The sequence below is a fragment of the Roseibium polysiphoniae genome, from assembly GCF_014842925.1.
Lineage (GTDB): Bacteria > Pseudomonadota > Alphaproteobacteria > Rhizobiales > Stappiaceae > Roseibium > Roseibium polysiphoniae.
In genome coordinates this window covers 1-17660 of the sequence record NZ_JACYXJ010000003.1, presented here as the reverse complement: position 1 = coordinate 17660, position 17660 = coordinate 1, and the positions used below count along the sequence as shown (strand labels likewise).

Annotated in this window: 16 protein-coding genes and 1 tRNA gene; 4 read left to right on the top strand and 13 right to left on the bottom strand. The window is 56.5% G+C overall.

The features are described 5' to 3' along the window. Positions 1-23: 23 nt before the first annotated feature. Positions 24-608, bottom strand: coding sequence for a hypothetical protein (locus tag IG617_RS07075; protein ID WP_192108551.1), 585 nt, complete (start codon positions 606-608; stop codon positions 24-26). A gap of 249 nt (positions 609-857) precedes the next feature. Between IG617_RS07075 and mtnA the strand changes: the two genes are divergently transcribed. Beyond that, a complete protein-coding gene (gene mtnA, locus IG617_RS07070; RefSeq protein WP_192108550.1) occupies positions 858-1958 on the top strand; it encodes an S-methyl-5-thioribose-1-phosphate isomerase in 1101 nt (366 codons plus the stop codon). Positions 1959-1984: 26 nt separating this feature from the next. Here the strand turns inward: mtnA and IG617_RS07065 are convergent, their stop codons facing one another. Beyond that, positions 1985-2602, bottom strand: a complete 618-nt coding sequence (locus tag IG617_RS07065; RefSeq protein ID WP_192108549.1) for a GNAT family N-acetyltransferase — start codon at positions 2600-2602, stop codon at positions 1985-1987. Between the two features lie 143 nt (positions 2603-2745). Here IG617_RS07065 and IG617_RS07060 point away from each other — a divergent pair, with 143 nt between their 5' ends. Beyond that, complete coding sequence (locus tag IG617_RS07060; RefSeq protein WP_192108548.1) at positions 2746-3015, top strand: flagellar biosynthesis protein; 270 nt, start codon at positions 2746-2748, stop codon at positions 3013-3015. A gap of 34 nt (positions 3016-3049) precedes the next feature. Here the strand turns inward: IG617_RS07060 and flhA are convergent, their stop codons facing one another. The 9 genes from flhA to IG617_RS07015 form a co-directional block, all read right to left on the bottom strand. Then, positions 3050-5131, bottom strand: coding sequence for a flagellar biosynthesis protein FlhA (flhA, locus tag IG617_RS07055; protein ID WP_246542052.1), 2082 nt, complete (start codon positions 5129-5131; stop codon positions 3050-3052). Between the two features lie 150 nt (positions 5132-5281). Next, the gene (gene flbD / locus IG617_RS07050; RefSeq protein WP_192108546.1) at positions 5282-6640 is read right to left on the bottom strand and encodes a sigma-54-dependent transcriptional regulator FlbD; all 1359 of its coding nucleotides are present in this window, start codon (positions 6638-6640) and stop codon (positions 5282-5284) included. Between the two features lie 16 nt (positions 6641-6656). After that, positions 6657-6995: a flagellar motor switch protein FliN gene (gene fliN / locus IG617_RS07045; protein ID WP_192108545.1), complete on the bottom strand. Its 339-nt coding sequence runs from the start codon at positions 6993-6995 to the stop codon at positions 6657-6659. Next, the gene (locus IG617_RS07040; RefSeq protein ID WP_209008338.1) at positions 6992-7690 is read right to left on the bottom strand and encodes a FliH/SctL family protein; all 699 of its coding nucleotides are present in this window, start codon (positions 7688-7690) and stop codon (positions 6992-6994) included. The genes fliN and IG617_RS07040 overlap by 4 nt, the downstream gene beginning before the upstream one ends. 33 nt (positions 7691-7723) lie before the next feature. Further along, entirely contained in the window at positions 7724-8773 is a 1050-nt protein-coding gene (fliG, locus tag IG617_RS07035; protein ID WP_192108543.1) for a flagellar motor switch protein FliG, read from the bottom strand. A gap of 2 nt (positions 8774-8775) precedes the next feature. Then, positions 8776-10338, bottom strand: coding sequence for a flagellar basal-body MS-ring/collar protein FliF (gene fliF, locus IG617_RS07030; protein ID WP_216859563.1), 1563 nt, complete (start codon positions 10336-10338; stop codon positions 8776-8778). Positions 10339-10767: 429 nt separating this feature from the next. Further along, positions 10768-11043, bottom strand: a complete 276-nt coding sequence (sciP, locus tag IG617_RS07025; RefSeq protein ID WP_008194991.1) for a CtrA inhibitor SciP — start codon at positions 11041-11043, stop codon at positions 10768-10770. Positions 11044-11340: 297 nt separating this feature from the next. After that, complete coding sequence (locus IG617_RS07020) at positions 11341-12000, bottom strand: flagellar hook assembly protein FlgD (RefSeq protein ID WP_192108541.1); 660 nt, start codon at positions 11998-12000, stop codon at positions 11341-11343. A 45-nt stretch (positions 12001-12045) separates the two neighbouring features. Continuing rightward, positions 12046-14100: a flagellar hook-length control protein FliK gene (locus tag IG617_RS07015; RefSeq protein ID WP_192108540.1), complete on the bottom strand. Its 2055-nt coding sequence runs from the start codon at positions 14098-14100 to the stop codon at positions 12046-12048. A 342-nt stretch (positions 14101-14442) separates the two neighbouring features. Between IG617_RS07015 and mnmA the strand changes: the two genes are divergently transcribed. Together mnmA and IG617_RS07005 are read left to right on the top strand one after the other, a co-directional pair. Further along, positions 14443-15621: a tRNA 2-thiouridine(34) synthase MnmA gene (mnmA, locus tag IG617_RS07010; protein WP_192108539.1), complete on the top strand. Its 1179-nt coding sequence runs from the start codon at positions 14443-14445 to the stop codon at positions 15619-15621. A 113-nt stretch (positions 15622-15734) separates the two neighbouring features. After that, positions 15735-15811: transfer RNA gene (locus tag IG617_RS07005), tRNA-Met, on the top strand. Positions 15812-16058: 247 nt separating this feature from the next. Here IG617_RS07005 and IG617_RS07000 read toward each other — a convergent pair. After that, positions 16059-16814: a phosphoadenosine phosphosulfate reductase domain-containing protein gene (locus IG617_RS07000; RefSeq protein WP_254170482.1), complete on the bottom strand. Its 756-nt coding sequence runs from the start codon at positions 16812-16814 to the stop codon at positions 16059-16061. 1 nt (position 16815) lies between these two features. After that, positions 16816-17358, bottom strand: coding sequence for a hypothetical protein (locus IG617_RS06995; RefSeq protein ID WP_192108537.1), 543 nt, complete (start codon positions 17356-17358; stop codon positions 16816-16818). Between the last annotated feature and the right edge of the window lie 302 nt (positions 17359-17660).

The window sequence follows — 17660 nt, the reverse complement described above, 5'->3', positions numbered from 1 at the left end:
GCGACTTGTCGATCAGGCACTCTTTAGAGCGGGTTTGCGAACCAGGCGTATGCCACGAGGCTGCCGATCCCTGCCAAGAGGCCGATAGCAAATGCCAGGATAAACACCAGAAACGGATGCCAAGCCTTCCGCGGCTTTTTCGCCGACATTCCCTCGACCGCGACCTGGCGCAAGCGGTTGTTCAGCCAGTCCCCTTCAAGAGCTTTCTCGCGCTCAAGGATCCGCTCGGCGATATATTCGGTCAGACAATCTGCCATATCGTCAATTTCAGCCGTTTCGAGCACGACCACTCGCCCAAGCCGGGTGTCTTTCAAGAAGCGATAGGTCTTGCGGTCCGCACCAACAACCACGTGACTGGTGACATCGATCCAGAAGCGTGGTGTTGAGCCTGCAACGATTTGCAGGGAGAATTGATCGTCGTCTTCCGGAATTTCCTTGAAGACGTCTTTCATTTCCTCGGCAAGAAGCTCCAGCCGGGCGCGCTCGGTGTCCTGCAGCTCGACCACCACATCAGAGCGCTCAACTTCGCCAAGCTGAACCTTGCGGATCGCCTCCCGAAGAGACCGCACCCGAGTGTGGGGCACCACATTATCCTGCACTTCAGACATCGGCCGTCCGGCTCCATCTACCCGTTAAAATCTTGCAATCGAGAACATTCTTAATCAATTCTTACCAAGGCGAAAGCGCTCAGCGTCGGCGCGCCTTCTTCATCCACCGGCATTCCGGCGGAAATGGTTAACGATTATTAAGCTATTTTGGTCTCTAATACCAGCAATGCAAGACTGGCCGCAGCGGAAGGGATCCGCTAGTCAGGAAGAGTTCCGGACAAGTCGGCGCCAGACGGGAGGCCATACGAAATGAATGTAGACGGTCAGAAATACCGAACAATCTGGCTTGCCGAAGATGGCTGGGCGGTTGAAATCATCGACCAGACGCGCTTTCCGCATTCATTCGAAACCACGAGACTGGAAAACCTGCAAGATGCAGCTCATGCCATTCGCTCCATGCAGGTGCGCGGAGCGCCCCTGATCGGTGCGACTGCGGCCTACGGCATCTGCCTTGCGCTCCGTGCTGATGCGTCCGACGTATCGCTGATGGAGGCCTGTTCAACCCTTCTTGAAACCCGTCCGACAGCGGTCAATCTCAGATGGGCGCTGGATCTGATGCGAAAGGCGCTTCTGCCCCTTCATCCTGAAGAGCGAGCGGCAGCCGCCTATACCCTGGCCAACCAGATCTGCGATGAAGATATCGCGACCAACATGGCCATCGGCCTTCACGGCGCGGAAATCATTGCCAACATCGCCCGAACCAAAAAGGCCGGAGAACGGGTCAATATCCTGACCCATTGCAACGCAGGATGGTTGGCCACAGTTGACATGGGCACGGCAACCGCTCCGATCTACATGTCCCATGACGGCGGCGTGCCCCTTCATGTCTGGGTTGACGAAACCCGCCCACGGAACCAGGGCGCGTTTCTCACCGCTTGGGAGCTTGGCAAACACGGTGTTCCTCATACGGTCATCGTCGACAATGCCGGAGGTCACCTCATGCAGCAGGGTGAGGTCGATCTCGTCATCGTCGGAACCGACCGCACCACGGCAACCGGTGACGTCTGCAACAAGATCGGAACCTATCTGAAAGCCTTGGCGGCCAAGGACTGCGGCGTTCCATTCTATGTCGCCCTCCCGTCCCCAACAATCGATTTCACGCTGTCGGACGGACTGCAACAGATCCCGATCGAGGAGCGAAGCGGCGATGAGGTCAGGGCGATGACCGGCCGCACAGCCGCTGGAAGCGTCGAAACCATCGAGATTGTCGCCAGTGGTTCCGACGTGGCCAATCCGGCCTTCGATGTCACGCCCGCACGGCTGATCACCGGCCTCATCACCGAACGAGGTGTTCTTGAGGCAAATGGAAAGGCGATTGCGACGGCCTTCCCGGACAGGATTTCGGCCTAAACGCAGCGACCGAGAGCGCCCCCAGCCTACTCGATAATAGGCACGTGCCGGGCACTTTCGCGCGACAGGTGACCTGTGCGCCGCGGGTCATCACAGACTTCGATCGCGCGCTTGTAGGGCTTGAAGCCACAGGCCTGGTAGAAGTGGATCGCCTGCGGGCTGTCTCCGGTGCAGGTATGAAGCCATAGCCGTGTCGTTTCCGGGCGGGCCCAGGCCATGCTGACGGCATTTGCCATCAGCCATCGCCCCATGCCACCGCCCGTCGCCGTCGGCACAAGGCCGAAATAGGAAATTTCCGGATTTGCGGGATCCTGGTAGTTGAGCTCAAGCAGCCCGGAACGCTTGCCATCAACGACTGGAACATGAATCTCGCGCAAGGGGTCATTCAGCATGCCCTTGAGCTGGCTCTCCGGGATGACCAACCGCGAAAACCACAGCCACTCTTCACCGATTTCCCTAAACAGGTCCCTGAAACTTTGCGGGTCGGGATCTGTCCAGCGTTCAAGCTCGACGTTGGGATGCGCAGCAGGCTGAGACAGGTTCACAGACGCCGGTTGCGTCATCTCGAGAAAGGTCACGACATAGGCGATTTTCCCGGCAGGCAGATCCGTGTACCCATTCAGGTCAAGCACCAAGTCCGACATGACAAATCTCCATTTCCACTCTTGCCAAGAGGCCTTAGCAGCTGGACCTTGTCGCACCAAGCGTTTTCGCAAAAAGCATCGTCTTAACGGTTGGTTAACGCTGTTTTGTCAAGGTTCCGATTGTATCCAGGAGAGATGCAACGATGCCCAAGACTGGGAACTACGTTCAGCGTGACTACAACTCCAGTTCGACCAGGAAATCGACCTGGTCCGACTACAACGAGTCCTGGAAGGAAAAACGGGCCGCAGCTAAAGAGCGCGCCAGCCAGCTGCGCGCGGTCGCCAACAACTTCACCATAATCAACTCCCAGGCGACCCAAGCCGCCACGTCCCTCACATTTCAAAATCAGGGTGCCGCGGGTCCATATGCCAGCACGACAACCGTGATGTCGCGGATCAATATGCTGATCTGAAAAAGGGCGCTCGTAGTCGATCTACCCTGGAAAATCAGATGGATCCGATCGTCTTCAGTTTGACCCGTGGGTGAACCTCACTCTGGCTCATGACAGTCGTATGAGCGCGGAAACGCTCGACAATGGATCGCACGAAAGGACGCGTCTGCGGTGACGTCAGAAGCACAGGGACTTCACCCTGCTGGGCGGCAGCTTCAAAGGCATCACGCACCTTGCCGACAAACTCCTGCAGCTTGCTCGGCTGCATGGCGAGCTGCCGTTCATCGCCTTCACCAACGATCGCCTCGATGAAAGCCTGCTCCCATTGGGGCGAAAGCGCGATGAGCGGCAGGTAACCGCCCGGCGCCAGATTCGCCGCACAGATCTGCCGGCCCAACCGGCTGCGCACGTGCTCTGCGATCGTATTGGTGTTTCGCGTCATGCCGGTCGCTTCGGAAACACCTTCCAGAATTGTCCCAAGGTCGCGAACGGAAACGCGCTCGCCGAGCAGCGTCTGAAGCACGCGCTGGATACCGGAAACCGTAACCTGTGACGGAATGAGGTCATCGACAAGCTTGGCCTGCTCGCCCTGCAGCTCCTTGAGAAGCTTCTGGACGTCGCCATAGGTGAGCAGCTCGCTGACGTTGCCCTTGATGGTCTCTGTCAAATGGGTCGAAAGAACCGTCGCCGGATCAACAACGGTATACCCGCGCAAGGAAGCATCTTCTCGGTACTGGCTTTCCACCCATGTGGCCGGCAAGCCGAAGGTCGGCTCGGTTGTATGCGTGCCCGGCAACTTAACCTGTCCGCCAGATGGGTCCATGACCATGAAATGGTTGGGATAGAGGAGACCACGCCCGGCCTCGACTTCCTTCACCTTGATGACGTAGTCGTTGGCCCCAAGCTGGATATTGTCCAGAATTCGAACCGGCGGCATGATCACGCCCATGTCGCCTGCGATCTGGCGGCGCAAGGCCTTGATCTGTTCCGTCAGCTGGTCGCCACCACTTTGATCCTTGCCATTGATCAATGGCAACAAGGCATAGCCAAGCTCGATGCGCAGCTCGTCCATCTTGAGCGCATCCGTGATCGGCGGCTCGGGCGGTGGCTTGGGAGCAGCCTCGACGGCCTTCTTCTTCTCGACGACAGCGGCCGCAGCCTTCTTCTTCGTCGTGGTGCTATAGGCCAGCCATCCCGCCACCCCCGCAAGTCCCAGAAATGGCACCATCGGCATGCCCGGCATGAAAGACAGAATGATCATGACCGCGGCAGACATGCCCAGCGCCTTGGGATAGCCGGTGAACTGGCTCGCCAGCGCCTTGTCTGCAGCGCCCTGAACACCGGCTTTGGACACGAGCAAACCGGCGGCCGTGGAAACGATCAGGGCCGGAATCTGAGAAACCAGTCCATCACCGATGGTCAGCAATGTGTAGTTGTTTGCGGCCTCTGAGAACGAGAGTTCCATCTGCGCAACGCCGATGAAGATACCGCCCAGAATATTGATAAAGGTGATCAGAAGGCCCGCGATCGCATCGCCGCGAACGAACTTGGAAGCACCATCCATGGCACCGAAGAACGAACTTTCGTCTTCAAGTGTCCGGCGGCGTGTCCGCGCTTCGGTTTCATCGATCAGACCCGCAGACAAGTCGGCATCGATTGCCATTTGCTTGCCGGGCATTGCATCAAGGGTGAAACGCGCTGCCACTTCCGCGATACGGCCGGAACCTTTTGTAATAACGACGAAATTCACGATCACAAGGATCGCAAATACAATGATGCCGATGACGAAGTTGCCGCCCATGACCAGGTTACCGAAGGACTGGATGACGTTTCCGGCAGCGGCTGTGCCCTCGTGTCCATTGGCAAGGATCAGGCGGGTGGAAGAAATGTTCAGGCCGAGCCGCAACATGGTCGCGATCAAAAGCACCGTCGGAAAGGATGAGAACTCGAGCGGCTTTTGAATGAACAGGCTGGTCATCAGGACCAGAACAGCAAAGATAATCGAGATTGCCAGGAAAAGATCCAGCATGACCGGCGGCATCGGCAAAATCATGAGGGTCAGAATGACGAGAACGCCAACGGCTAGACCCGTGTCACCCCGTTTCACAACAGAGATGATTTCTGTGAGCGACGGCATGGCTGGCGCGCTGCTCGCCTGGGCGGGCACGCCCGTGGCAGGCACTTCACTCACCTGCTGATTATTCCCCGCCGTCGTATCCGACATCTATTGCCCCTGACCGCGTTTTTCATTTGCGGCGTCTTGTATCACAAACAGCCTTAGCGCCTTTCACATTGCCGGACGGGCTTCACCCGGACCGGGAACGCGTACACCCTCATCCGTATATTGATTCAGCTTGTTGCGCAGCGTTCTGATCGATATTCCCAAGATCTTTGCAGCATGGGTCCTGTTGCCAAGACAATGATCCAGCGTGTCGAGGATCAGATCCCGTTCCACATCAGCGACGGTCCGGCCGACGAAGTTTCGAGAAACCGCCTCGGCCGTCAGCGCAGCGCGCTCCGCAGGTCCCTTGCTCACCGCAATTGGACTGCCGTCCGGCATGCGGATCGCTTCCGCCCCGATTTCCTCGCCCTGCGCAAGCAGGACTGCACGGTGCATGGTGTTTTCCAACTCACGCACGTTACCAGGCCAGGGATTGGCCGAAAGTGCCTGACGGGCCTCTACGGACAAGGGCCTCGCAGGCACCCCATTGGCCTGGGCATAGTGATCGACAAAGAATTTCGCCAACTCAAATATGTCTGCTGGACGTTCCCGCAAAGGCGGCAACTTGAGGTTCACGACATTCAATCGAAACAGCAGATCCTCCCGAAAAGTACCCTGCCGGACGCTCTCGGCAAGATCCCGGTTGGAGGTCGCAAGGATACGAATATTCACGGGCACAGGCCGTGTGCCACCAACGCGATCAATGACGCGTTCCTGAATGGCACGGAGGAGCTTCGCCTGAAGACGAACATCCATCTCGGAGATCTCGTCCAGAAGAAGGGTGCCGCCATCTGCTTCTTCGAACTTGCCGACCCGCCGCGCAACGGCCCCGGTAAAGGCGCCTTTCTCGTGACCGAAAAGCTCGGACTCAAGCAGATGCTCCGGAATTGCAGCACAGTTGATCGAGATAAACGGCTTGCTGGCACGATTGGACGATTTGTGGACGTGACGCGCGATGACTTCCTTACCGGTACCAGACTCACCGGTGATCAGGACAGATGCGTCTGATGGAGCCACCTGCTCTGCCAGACGAACCACGGACGCCATGGCGTCATCCCGGTAGATGAGATCTCCACGTTCCTGCGCGACGGCGGCCAGAACAGCAGCAATCATCTCCGGATCAGGCGGCAGCGGGATATACTCTTTCGCGCCGGCCCGAATGGCAGAAACAGCAGCCTGTGCATCCGTTTCCACGCCGCAGGCAACGATCGGCACGTGAACCCGCTCGCTTTGAAGCTTGGCCAGCATGCCGGCGATGTCGAGCCCGACATCGACCATAAGAAGATCGGCACCTCGGCCGGAACGGAGCACCTTCATCGCGCTTTCGATGTCGTCAGCCTGCGTGACCTTCGCACCGCGTTGCATCGCAATCTGGCTCGCAACGGTAAGCTGACCTCCAAGGGTGCCAACAATCAGCAGTCTCATGACCCGTTCCTATTCCTTAGCGATCAGTCTTGATGATTTCGGTCATGGTCACGCCGAGCTTGTCCTCCACGAGCACAACCTCCCCACGGGCAACAAGCCGATCGTTTACATAGATATCAATCGCCTCACCGACCTTCCGGTCGAGCTCCAGTACAGTGCCCGAAGCCAGCTTGAGAAGGTCGGAAACATGCATTTTTGAATGGCCGAGAACAGCCGAAATTCGAACCGGAACATCAAACACAGCCTCCAGATCACCGGCGGACTGTGGAATGGGCCCTTCACTGCCGTCTGTCTCGCCTCGAGCCGGAGCTTCGAGTTCATCAAGCGGAATCCCGGTATCTTGTTCGTCACTCATGCGTCAGCTTCCTTTGCAGCCGCCACACCGGTGGCTTCCTGCGTCTTGCTCGCCTTGTTCGAACGAGCCTGAAGATAGTTGCGAATGCTGCCGTCGATTTGCTTCTCGAGCGCCTTGCGATCTCTCAAGATGCCTCCGTCAGCCCATTCGATATGGCAGTCGCCCCTTGGCATGTCAGCCTCGCCCAGAATGACGAGACGACCGTCAAAACCTTTTTCATGAACGATAGGATCAACCCGCGTCTTGAGCGCCTCGACATCCTTCTCGGCGACGCGGATCACAAGATGAGGTGCCCGGCGAAGCGGCCCGAGACACTCGGAAACGAGCGCCACTGTTTCCGCCAGCGGCTGACGCGCCAGTAGGTGGGCGCAAAGCCGTCTTGCGACAAGAAACGCAAGGCTGACAGCGTCCTTTTCCTGACTTGCCTGCTCCTCATCGAGCTGGTCCAGCACATTCGTACAGACCTGCACCAGTCGCTGTACCTCGTCCGTCAGCAGTTTCTCCTGTGTGCCGGTCAGATCCTTGAGCGCCTCGGTCCGTCCGTCTTCGAACGCAGCCTTGCGCGCGGCCGCAAGCAACGTCTCGTGCTCAGCCACAGGCATCATCGGGATCTCGGGCTCCACAGGAGCTTCCACAATCGGCTCCTCCGGTTCCGAAAAATCGACATCAAACAGGAATTTCGCCGGGTTCGTCATTCTACCCATACTCTGAAGTGTTGCTTTCCTGCGTTAGTAGATAATCTCGTCATCGCTCTTCGACTTGGAGATCAGGATCTCGCCCTTGGCCGCGAGATCCTTGGCCGTATTCACCATGCCGGTTTGAGCTTCATCGACATCACGAAGGCGAACCGGACCAAGCGCCTCCATATCGTCTTCCAGCAGCTTGGCCGCACGCGAAGACATATTGCCGAAGAAGAATTCCCTCGCCGCGTCTGTAGAACCCTTGAGCGCAATCGCGAGGCGATCTTTTTCCACACTGCGCAGCAACGTCTGACAACTCGCGGCATCCAGCTTCAACAGATCGTCGAAGGTGAACATCAAGGTCTTGATGCGATCCGCTGCTTCGCGGTTTTCTTCCTCAAGCGCGGCCAGGAAGCGAGCCTCGGTCTGCCGATCGAAGTTGTTGAAGATGTCCGCCATCATCTCGTGGCTGTCTCGCCGCGAAGTGTTGGTCAGGTTGGACATGAACTCGACACGGAGCGTCTGCTCGACCTTCTCCAGAACGTCCTTCTGGACCGCGTCCATCCTGAGCATGCGGCTCACAACTTCAAGAGCCAGCTCTTCCGGCAAGATACCCAGAACACGCGCAGCATGATCTGAATTAATCTTGGACAAGACGACCGCAACAGTTTGAGGGTATTCGTTCTTGAGATAGTTGGCCAGAACGTTCTCCTGAACGTTCGACAGTTTCTCCCACATATTGCGGCCGGCAGGGCCGCGAATTTCTTCCATGATGATATCGACACGATCGCCAGACAGGAAGGAGCCCAGAAGCCTCTCTGTGGCATCGACGTTGCCCGTCAAAGAGCCCTTGGATGTGATCTTCCGAACAAAATCGACGAACAGGGCCTCCAGCATACTCGGCGTAACGGGCCCGAGATTTGCCATCGCGGCGGACACTTGACGGACTTCGATCTCGTCCAGCTTGTCCCAGATCGGCTTGCCATGTTTCTCGCCCAGTGCCAGCAGAAGAACTGCGGCACGCTCGGCCCCTTTAAGATCGCGATCTTCAGAATCCGCGCTGACGGCCAGATGTTGCTGGAGGGAGTCACCGGCCATTCTTAAGCTGCCTCATCCAGCCAACCGCGAACAATGGTGACCGCTTCGGTTGGATACTCTTCAATCATCTCGCCAACTTTCTGGATGGAGCTCGCCTGGAGCGCTCCTTCAGCCTTTGCCTCCTCAAGCCACTCGATCCTGAACTCATCATCCTCATCAGTCGCATCCGCAGGCACTTCGGTCTCCGCCACCAACATACCGTCCGGACCAATAACCAGTTCCTGCGGGGTCTTTTCCTCCGGCGTCACGATTCGGCGCAGCAGCGGGCGTACGACGAAGAGCAGCAACAGCAGAGAAATAAGCAGCAGGACCCCGAGCTCCGCGAACCGCATGATGTCCTGTCGGGTGAATTCGAAGAGACCATCGCCTTCAGCCATCAGATCGCCCTGGGGCGCCATCGCGAACTGAAGATTGACAACTTCGACCACGTCGCCACGTGTCTCATCGAAACCAACGGCGGAGCGAACAAGAACCGCAATCCGGTCGAGCGTTTCCTGAGCGCGCGGTGAATAGGTGACGTCACCGTCTTCGTTGGGTTCGTAGAGACCATCGACCAGCACCGCCACAGACAGCCTCTTGATCCGACCCGCTTCGACGATTTCAGTGCGGGTCGACTTCGAGATCTCGTAGTTGACGATCTCTTCGGTCAGACTGGAGTCATCCCGGTCGCCGTTTTCGCCGTTGCCTTCGCCGCCATTCGGCAGCTGGTTGCCGACGGTCACCTCGTCCTGACCACTAACACTGCTGGTGGCTTCTTCCTTCGTCTGCGTGGAACGAACAACCTGCCCCTCGGGATCGAAAGTCTCGATGGTCTCTGTCGTGCGATTGAAGTCCACGTCAGCGGCAACCCGCACACGAGCACGTCCTGGCCCGACGACACTGTTGAGAATTTCCTCGATCTGATTGCGCAGACGGGACTCCACAGCCACGACACGCTCCTGCAGCGAGGTTGAGACCACCCCGTCTTCATCGCTGTCCGCCCCTGAGGCAAGCAGACGCCCTGTTTCATCAACGATCGAAACCCGCTCGGGGCTAAGACCATCAACAGCGGTCGCGACAAGATGCTGGACAGCCCTGATCTCGCCCGTTCCGAGAGAACCGCGAACATTCAAGACGATCGATGCGGAAGGCGGACGACGATCCCGTTGAAACAGTTGCCGCTCAGGAATAACCAGGTGCACACGAGCCGCATTGATCCGATCGATAGATGCAATGGTACGTGAAAGCTCACCCTCGATGGCCCGAAGCTTGTTGATGTTCTGAACGAAGCTTGTCGCCCCGAGCGTGTCCGTCCTGTCGAAAATCTCGTAACCGATCGAACCGCCTGTCGGCAGGCCATCCTCGGCGAGCCTCATCCGCAACCGCGCCACCTGCTCACCAGGCACCAGGATCGTGCTGCCATCGCGCTTCAGTTCGTACTGCACACCGAGAGATTCGAGCTGATTAACGATTGCCCCGGAATCTTCGAGCGTCAGATCGGAATAAAGCTGCGTCATCTGGGGAGCCGTGACGCGGAAGATAATGAAAGCAAAGACGCCGACCAGAATTGCCGCGACCGCACCCATAGCCGCGATCCGGGTTGGACCAAGCGTTCTGATAAATTCGATAAGCCCGTTCACGTTGCCGCCCGCATTGATAGCCCCTCAAAGAATCCGCCTTTCGGATTCGCATTGGCAACACACTTGTTAACCAATAGGCAAAATTTGCCGCTCAGAAGGTTAACAAGACGTTAACATTCAAGAGCAAGCATGAACGGCACGGCAGATTTCCGCCATTCTCATTTATGCAATATGCAACTGAGGTGGGGAAAAACTGCCTATCTCGTTAAGACTTTGAGAAGGACGGCAAACTTCGAAAGCTCGGAGCTCGAAGTCTTATTCGACGCTGGCGCTAGAGCCGCGACTCGCAAACGAAAAAAGGGCGGCCTGCGGCCACCCCACTCCGACAGCCCCAAACGCCTTTCGGGGCCGATATTTGCCGCTGGTTAAGAAAGCCTAGTTTCGATACTGCTGGATCCGGGTCGCACGTAGGCCCGCCAATCCATGCTTCTCGATCGAGCTCTGCCAGGACAGGAACTCTTCGACAGTCAGCGTGTACCGCTGACAGGCTTCCTCAAGGGACAAGAGACCACCGCGAACGGCTGCAACCACTTCGGCCTTTCGACGGATCACCCAACGCTTTGTCGACGTTGGCGGAAGATCCGCGATTGTTAAAGGGCTGCCATCAGGTCCGATGACATATTTTACACGCGAACGAATTTGTTCGGTCATTGTACTCTCACACTAAAACCATGACCAAGGCTGAGTTTGAGAGTACAGACAGCTGTTTAAAATTTACCTAAGCAGCCATAGAGGTATTGTTAACTATAAAAACGCGAATTCATAAACGAGTATTAATTCAATTTCTTGAATTCGAGATTAAAATTTAACGAAAGACGTAATTCTATTAACCAACTGGCGCTTTGCTCGCAGGCTGCAACAAATTAACGATTTGCTTACCATAAGGCTTTCTAGCGCCAAATTATCAAAAAGCGCCAATGGCTTGCGAGCCATCGATAAATTGTAGCGTTAAGTTGCCCTATAGACCTCTTTGACAGCGCTAACCGGCACGCTCACGTCGCCAATCTTCAGGAAGGTCGACCCTGTAGACATGTCGACCCCATCGACCACGCCGCTGATTTCAACCGATGCCGCCTCGGCATTGCCCGAACTGTCTTTCAGATTGAAGCCGATCGTATAGGCCCCTTCCGGGGAAGCTGAACCAGAGTCGCCAACACCATCCCACTCAAATGTCCCTGCCCCCGCATCGAGGGACACCTCTTCCGAATAGACAACCGCCCCGGACGCATTGCGGACCTCGATCGTTCCACTTGCGGCTTCATTGATGGAATAGGACCATGAGGCCTCTCCGTCCGACAACATTGTCGTACCGCCAGCCGCCGTAACCTCGGAGCCGAGATAACTCACGTAAGAAGACGCTTCATTGGACTTCAACGTCGCCAGCATCTCTTCCAGATTTGCGTTCGTCTGGATCGATTGCTCGACAGAGGAATACTGAACCAACTGATTGGTATATTCAGCAGAATCCAGAGGGTCGAGAGGATCCTGGTTCTGGATCTGGGTCGTCAGGAGCGATAAGAAAAGCTCGTAGTTACCAGTAAGCCCAGTACTCGAGGTCGCGGAGCTAGATGTGCTCGACGTCGACGTGGTGTTTCCAACTTCAGTCATACCTTAAAACTCCTTGACCTTGTCTGCCTTCAGGACGCCACCAGCCTAAATTCTGATGTCGAGTCCCGACGTGTTGTTCGCGAGGTAAATCTGGGTTACCTGCTCAGTTGCCGCATCCTCAGCAGTCGCGGCCTCTTCGTTGTCGCCTCGTCCCTCAGGAAAACCGCCATCGTCGCCCTGAGAGGATGCGAAGCCCTGCTCGCCCTCCTGTTTCAAGGAGAACTGAAGGCTCTCTGAGTCGGCATTCAGCCCTGCAGCTTCAAGCGCGCGTTCTAGTGAACGTTGATCCCGCATGAACATGTCCAGCGTCTCTGGACGCTCGACAATCAGATGAGCCTGGACACTGCCATCCGCGGCCATCTTCATGTTCACATCAACGCGGCCAAGCTCCGGTGGATCGAAGCGCATTTGAAAGCGCGTATGTCCATCCTGAAGGTTACGCGCAATAGCGCCCGCCACCTGCGCGGCGACCGGGTTGTTCGTCATCCGGCTCGTTGCCTGCGCGCTGTCCGCGCGAGTGCTCCCGGTCAGCTCACCCTTTGCGAAACTCTTTACATCGAAAGCAAGGTCGAGCTCTTCATCACCGCCAGCCTCTTGCTCCAGGCCAAGCGTCCCGGCAGCAGCGGTAGCGAGTGCAGCGGAAGACTGCGCCGTGGCGCCCGAGACACCGCTCTCAGGAGTGTTGCCTGCCGGCGGCGGCGCGCCGTTAGCACGCGTTGCGCTGTCCGCTCGGGTTTCGCCCACCTGCTGCCGTGCGGAAAGATCACGCCCGCTCTCGTCGAACCCAGCCTCGACATCGAACACCTGAGCCATTTCATCTGAAGCAGATGCCGACGCAGAACCATTGCCTGCAACAGCTGTCTCAGCTCCCAAGGCTTTCGGTGCAGGACTTCCTGCCGCAATCATCTCGTTGACGTTTGCATTAGTCTGGCCCGCTGCTTTCGAAACCTCGCCCGAAGCGCGCAGATCAACCTCGGCAAGCGCACCATCCTCCACCAGTGCTGCGGGCACAATGACGGGATCAGACGCAGCTGCAGAAGATGCAGATTTCGGCTGAGGCGAAACAGCCCCAGCCACGGCCTGAGACGCTTTGCTTGCGCGCGAGATTTCAGGAAGATCTGTTTTCCAACGGCGCGCGACAGGCTCCGTCGCCACCGCCGCAGCCGTTTGGAGCTCTGCAGGCTTACCCGCAGACAGCGGCTCATCACCTGCAGCCGCGCTTGCCGCAGAGGCCGAGGCCCGCGCTGCAGCCGGCACATCACTTTTGCCTTCCGCCGAAGACAATGAGCCGTTTCCAGCCTCGAATCGCGTGCTTCCATTGCCTTGGCGGGCAATTTGATCTTTCAGCGCGGTCGCCGAAGATACGCTGTCCACGCGACCCTCGCGCTCATTCACCAGTCGACCGTCCGGCGAGACAGCAACACGTTCCGCCTGCGCTGGCAGGGAGGAGCCCTTCCCAGAGTCACCCGAGGTACTAGTGCTTACCTGGCCGGCCGACGAAGCCAAGCCTGGGCGTTGGGCTCCCGCATCTCCGGAAGCGGATTGATTTGTTCCGAGAGCACCCGCACCAGCGGCATCCGCTCCCACCAGACCAACACGCCTGCCATCAGCGGCATCTCCAGATCGCGCAACTGACACGCTGGACGGAACAACAGCTCCGCCTAGTGCCGCAGCTGGCGGTCCCTGCAAAAGCTCTTCACCGACCCGAGGCACATCCGCCGAAAAGACGGGGTCTTCCGGCGCAATATCGGCGCGCTCTTCTTCGTTAAGAGCAACGTCTTCAGGCACTGCGGCAGAATCTATCTCGCCAGCAACAGGCGCGTCACCTTCGCCGAGAAGAGCTGAAAGCTCCGGCCCCAACGCCTGTTCGCCGAAGGACTTACCTCCCACCACCCCTGCAGACTGCCCATCTGCAGGGGCTGGCCGACCTTCGAGAGAAGAAGCAAGCGACGCGGTCTCTGGAGAAGCATTGCCCTCGCCCTCGGCGAGAAAAGACCGAAACGCACCGGCAACCTCTTTGGCACCTGAAAACGGCACGACACCGGCCGCGCTATCAAGCGCACCAGCAGAAACATCGGTGAACATCCCAATCGGCAGCATCTACGCCCCACACACTCGCCTTTTTTGAAGGCATTGAAAGACCACTCACCTCAAAGCAAGTCGCGCGCCAGATAATGAGAGATAAATTTCTCATTGTTTCCAATGGCTTAAAAAACTGAATAACATCGCAATAGCCAGCGCCATCGGAATCCTTTACCGACACGGCAAAGCTTGCCGGGTATGCATCTGGCGCAATTGGCTTGACGCACCTACTTCTGTATAGTGCCGGAAACTTTGAACAACACGCTCATGCGCAAGCGCGAAGACGGCTTGCTTCGGGGATTTGATCCAGACAAGAAGCCGGTCAAATCCGGCCAACGAGCGAACCCTAGGTGAATTTGTATGCATAACAGTCTGGATCTTCCGGGACGCCCTGAAGACACCCGCGTTGTGGTGGCAATGTCCGGCGGCGTCGACAGCTCTGTTGTAGCCGCGCTGATGAAGCAGCAGGGCTACGATGTCGTCGGCGTAACGCTTCAGCTTTATGATCATGGCGTCGCGGTCAACCGCGCGAAATCATGCTGCGCCGGACAGGACATCCATGATGCGCGCCGGGCAGCTGAAAAAATCGGCATCCCGCACTACGTGCTCGACTATGAAAGCCGCTTCAAGGAAGCCGTCATGGATCGTTTCGCCGACAGCTATATCGCCGGAGAAACACCGATTCCCTGCGTTTCCTGCAATCAGACCGTCAAGTTCCAGGACCTCCTGAAGACCGCAAAGGACCTGGGCGCCGACGTCCTAGCGACCGGTCACTATGTGCGTTCGTCGGCATCCGGCAATAAGCGCGCCATGTACCGGCCGACAGATCTCGACCGCGACCAGAGCTACTTCCTTTTTGCAACCACTCAGGAGCAACTTGATTTCCTGCGCTTTCCGCTCGGCGGCATGCCGAAATCCAAAGTCCGCGAACTGGCTCATGAGTTTGGGCTGTCAATCGCGGACAAGCCGGACAGTCAGGATATTTGTTTCGTGCCTAACGGGGACTATGCCGAAGTGATCCGAAAGCTCCGCCCGAACGCGGCTGAGCCTGGAGATATCGTGCACATTGACGGTCGTGTCCTGGGCAAACACGAAGGCATCATTCATTTCACCATTGGCCAGCGCCGCGGCATTGGCGTCGCCGCCGGAGAACCGCTCTATGTTGTCCGCCTGGACGCGGACGCCAAGCGCGTGATCGTGGGGCCGCGCGAGGCGTTGGCAACCCGGAAGGTTTTCCTGCGTGAAGTGAACTGGATCGGCGATACATTGCTCGACGAAGGCGCAGAGTTCGAAATATTCGCCAAGGTCCGCTCGACGCGGCCGCCCGCACCTGCCATCGTGCGTGTCGAGAATGGCACCACGACCGTTGAACTTACATCGGGCGAGGCCGGCGTCGCGCCAGGGCAGGCCTGTGTCTTCTTCGATAGCGACACCGAAGAAGCCCGCGTCCTGGGCGGCGGATGGATCGCAAGGACAGAACGCGTCGGCGATTGGCAGGTGGATTCTCCACAGCAGGAACCGCAGGTTTCAGCTGTTTGAGGGCCTGGATTTCGCGCGCCGCATTGGCTTTTGAAAAAGCCCTTTGCGGCGCTTGACATCGCCCCCTCCCGGTCACTATAAGCACCCCACATTCGCGAAAGCGCAATGTGCGTGGCGGGGTAGCTCAGCTGGTTAGAGCAGCGGAATCATAATCCGCGTGTCGGGGGTTCAAGTCCCTCTCCCGCTACCATTTTTCCCGATAAATTTTCAATAGTTATCTCTCGCCCGCGGCGGGTGCGTCTGCGCGCGAAGAGCCTATTGATACGATACTAACTCCAAACACCTTCTCACCTGTGCCCGAGACATGCAGGTGCAGACCGGGCAGCAATTGGTCGCGCACCTCATACCGCTTGTTGACGCCAGGTGTCGTTTTATGACGCCAAAATTGAGGCAGTAATTTCTGCGTGTTAGGGTATCGTTTTACGTGGGGTGCAGATCTAGATTTCTGCCTCAGCGGCCTGACAGAAGATCCCGCATTCTGACTCTGGTTCAGATTTATATGAGCCAACATCATCGGGGAGCTCGTCTAAAAAAACCCGACGCAAGTGCCTTGAACCATTGGTTCGCCATTCGATTTTACAGATTTTTCGGTTTAGTTCTCTCTCAATTTTAGCCATCTCTTTGAATCGTTCTGGAAAATCAATTCGGATCTTGTTCCAATAACCTGCTTGCCCCTTGACGCAACCGATACAATTGTTGTTGCGATATCCAAGTTCGTACATTTTTGGCAACTTGATGCCTGCACGTTCAACCATATTAAGGCAATCACGTTTTGTGAGCTTCTTTTCAATTAATATAGGCAAAATCCTCAGAATCGGCTCTGCGTCCAAAAGCCGTTCAATTCGCTTTGCTTCATCGAGGGTGTACCCCATAATTAGAATGTCATCGGGCTTTCCGTACTTCCATCTAAGCGATTTCTTGAGCTCAGCCGTGCATCTCGCACCTGACGGACCCACAAGAAACTTCGTATTGCGAAACACGACATCAGCTGACCTTGAGTACTCGTCCTTTCCTATGATTTCTATATCTACGCCAAACCAGTTTTCACAATCTCTAAGGAAGCGAATATTATCTGGATGCTCCTCTTTTACCTCACAATAGAATATTTTAGGTTTAATTCCTGAGGCTATAGCCAGCTTTGTGGCCACCGCGCTTGGGGCTCCACATGAAAACCACGAAACATATCGGGCCATGTTACTTTTGGCTCATTTTGGTATTTGTGTTGAGAAAAAATTCAAAGAAGGCATACCCTGAAATCGTGAGGCACGACAAAAGAGCCATCCATCTAAGAGTTGGCCCATAAATACAACTTTCACTAATCGGAAAATAACTTAGAACTGCAATGAGCCCTGATGCCAAACCTGCAATAAACATCAAGAATACGTAGATCCTAATCATTGAGTATTTCTGTGAGAGGCGGAAAGTGGGCTTCCTGGGTGTTCCGCTAACAAAGTTTTCCGGCGAAAATTGTTCAATCTTCTCTGCGTAGCTTTCCATCACATCGCGGATGCGAAAGCAGGATGCGCCTAGCCCTAGATTCACAATCCAAGTAAAAAGCAGGAATACAAAAGCAACGGTTTCTGATAGGGTCTGCGCTGATCCTACAACGAACCAGATGCCGCCCGTAACCGTCACGGAGACTTGTGGTATTCTGATAAGTTGTTGATTTAGAGAACGGAACTGTTCGAAGTTTTGATCGTAACAGGCGCGCGCTTTTTCAAATTTGATATCAGTCACAAAGTAACCCCAAGCCCAATAATTTCAGCACTGTATTCCTGCTAAATGGTCGGCGTCCATTCCACAAGAATGGGGTCGCACTCAAGGATTAGCACGCCTTGGGTTGCAAGGGGGCGCGCATTTGCTGGGGAACTTGGATGGGAAGCGCTGAGGCACATTGAATTGGCTTGCCCCACTGACCTGCCACGGGATTTTTCCTCCACTGTCGATTAGAGTCCGACCCAATTTGAGGACGGACAATGAAGCGAACAAGATTCACGGACGAGCAGATCATCGGGATCCTCGCCGAGCATGAGGCGGGT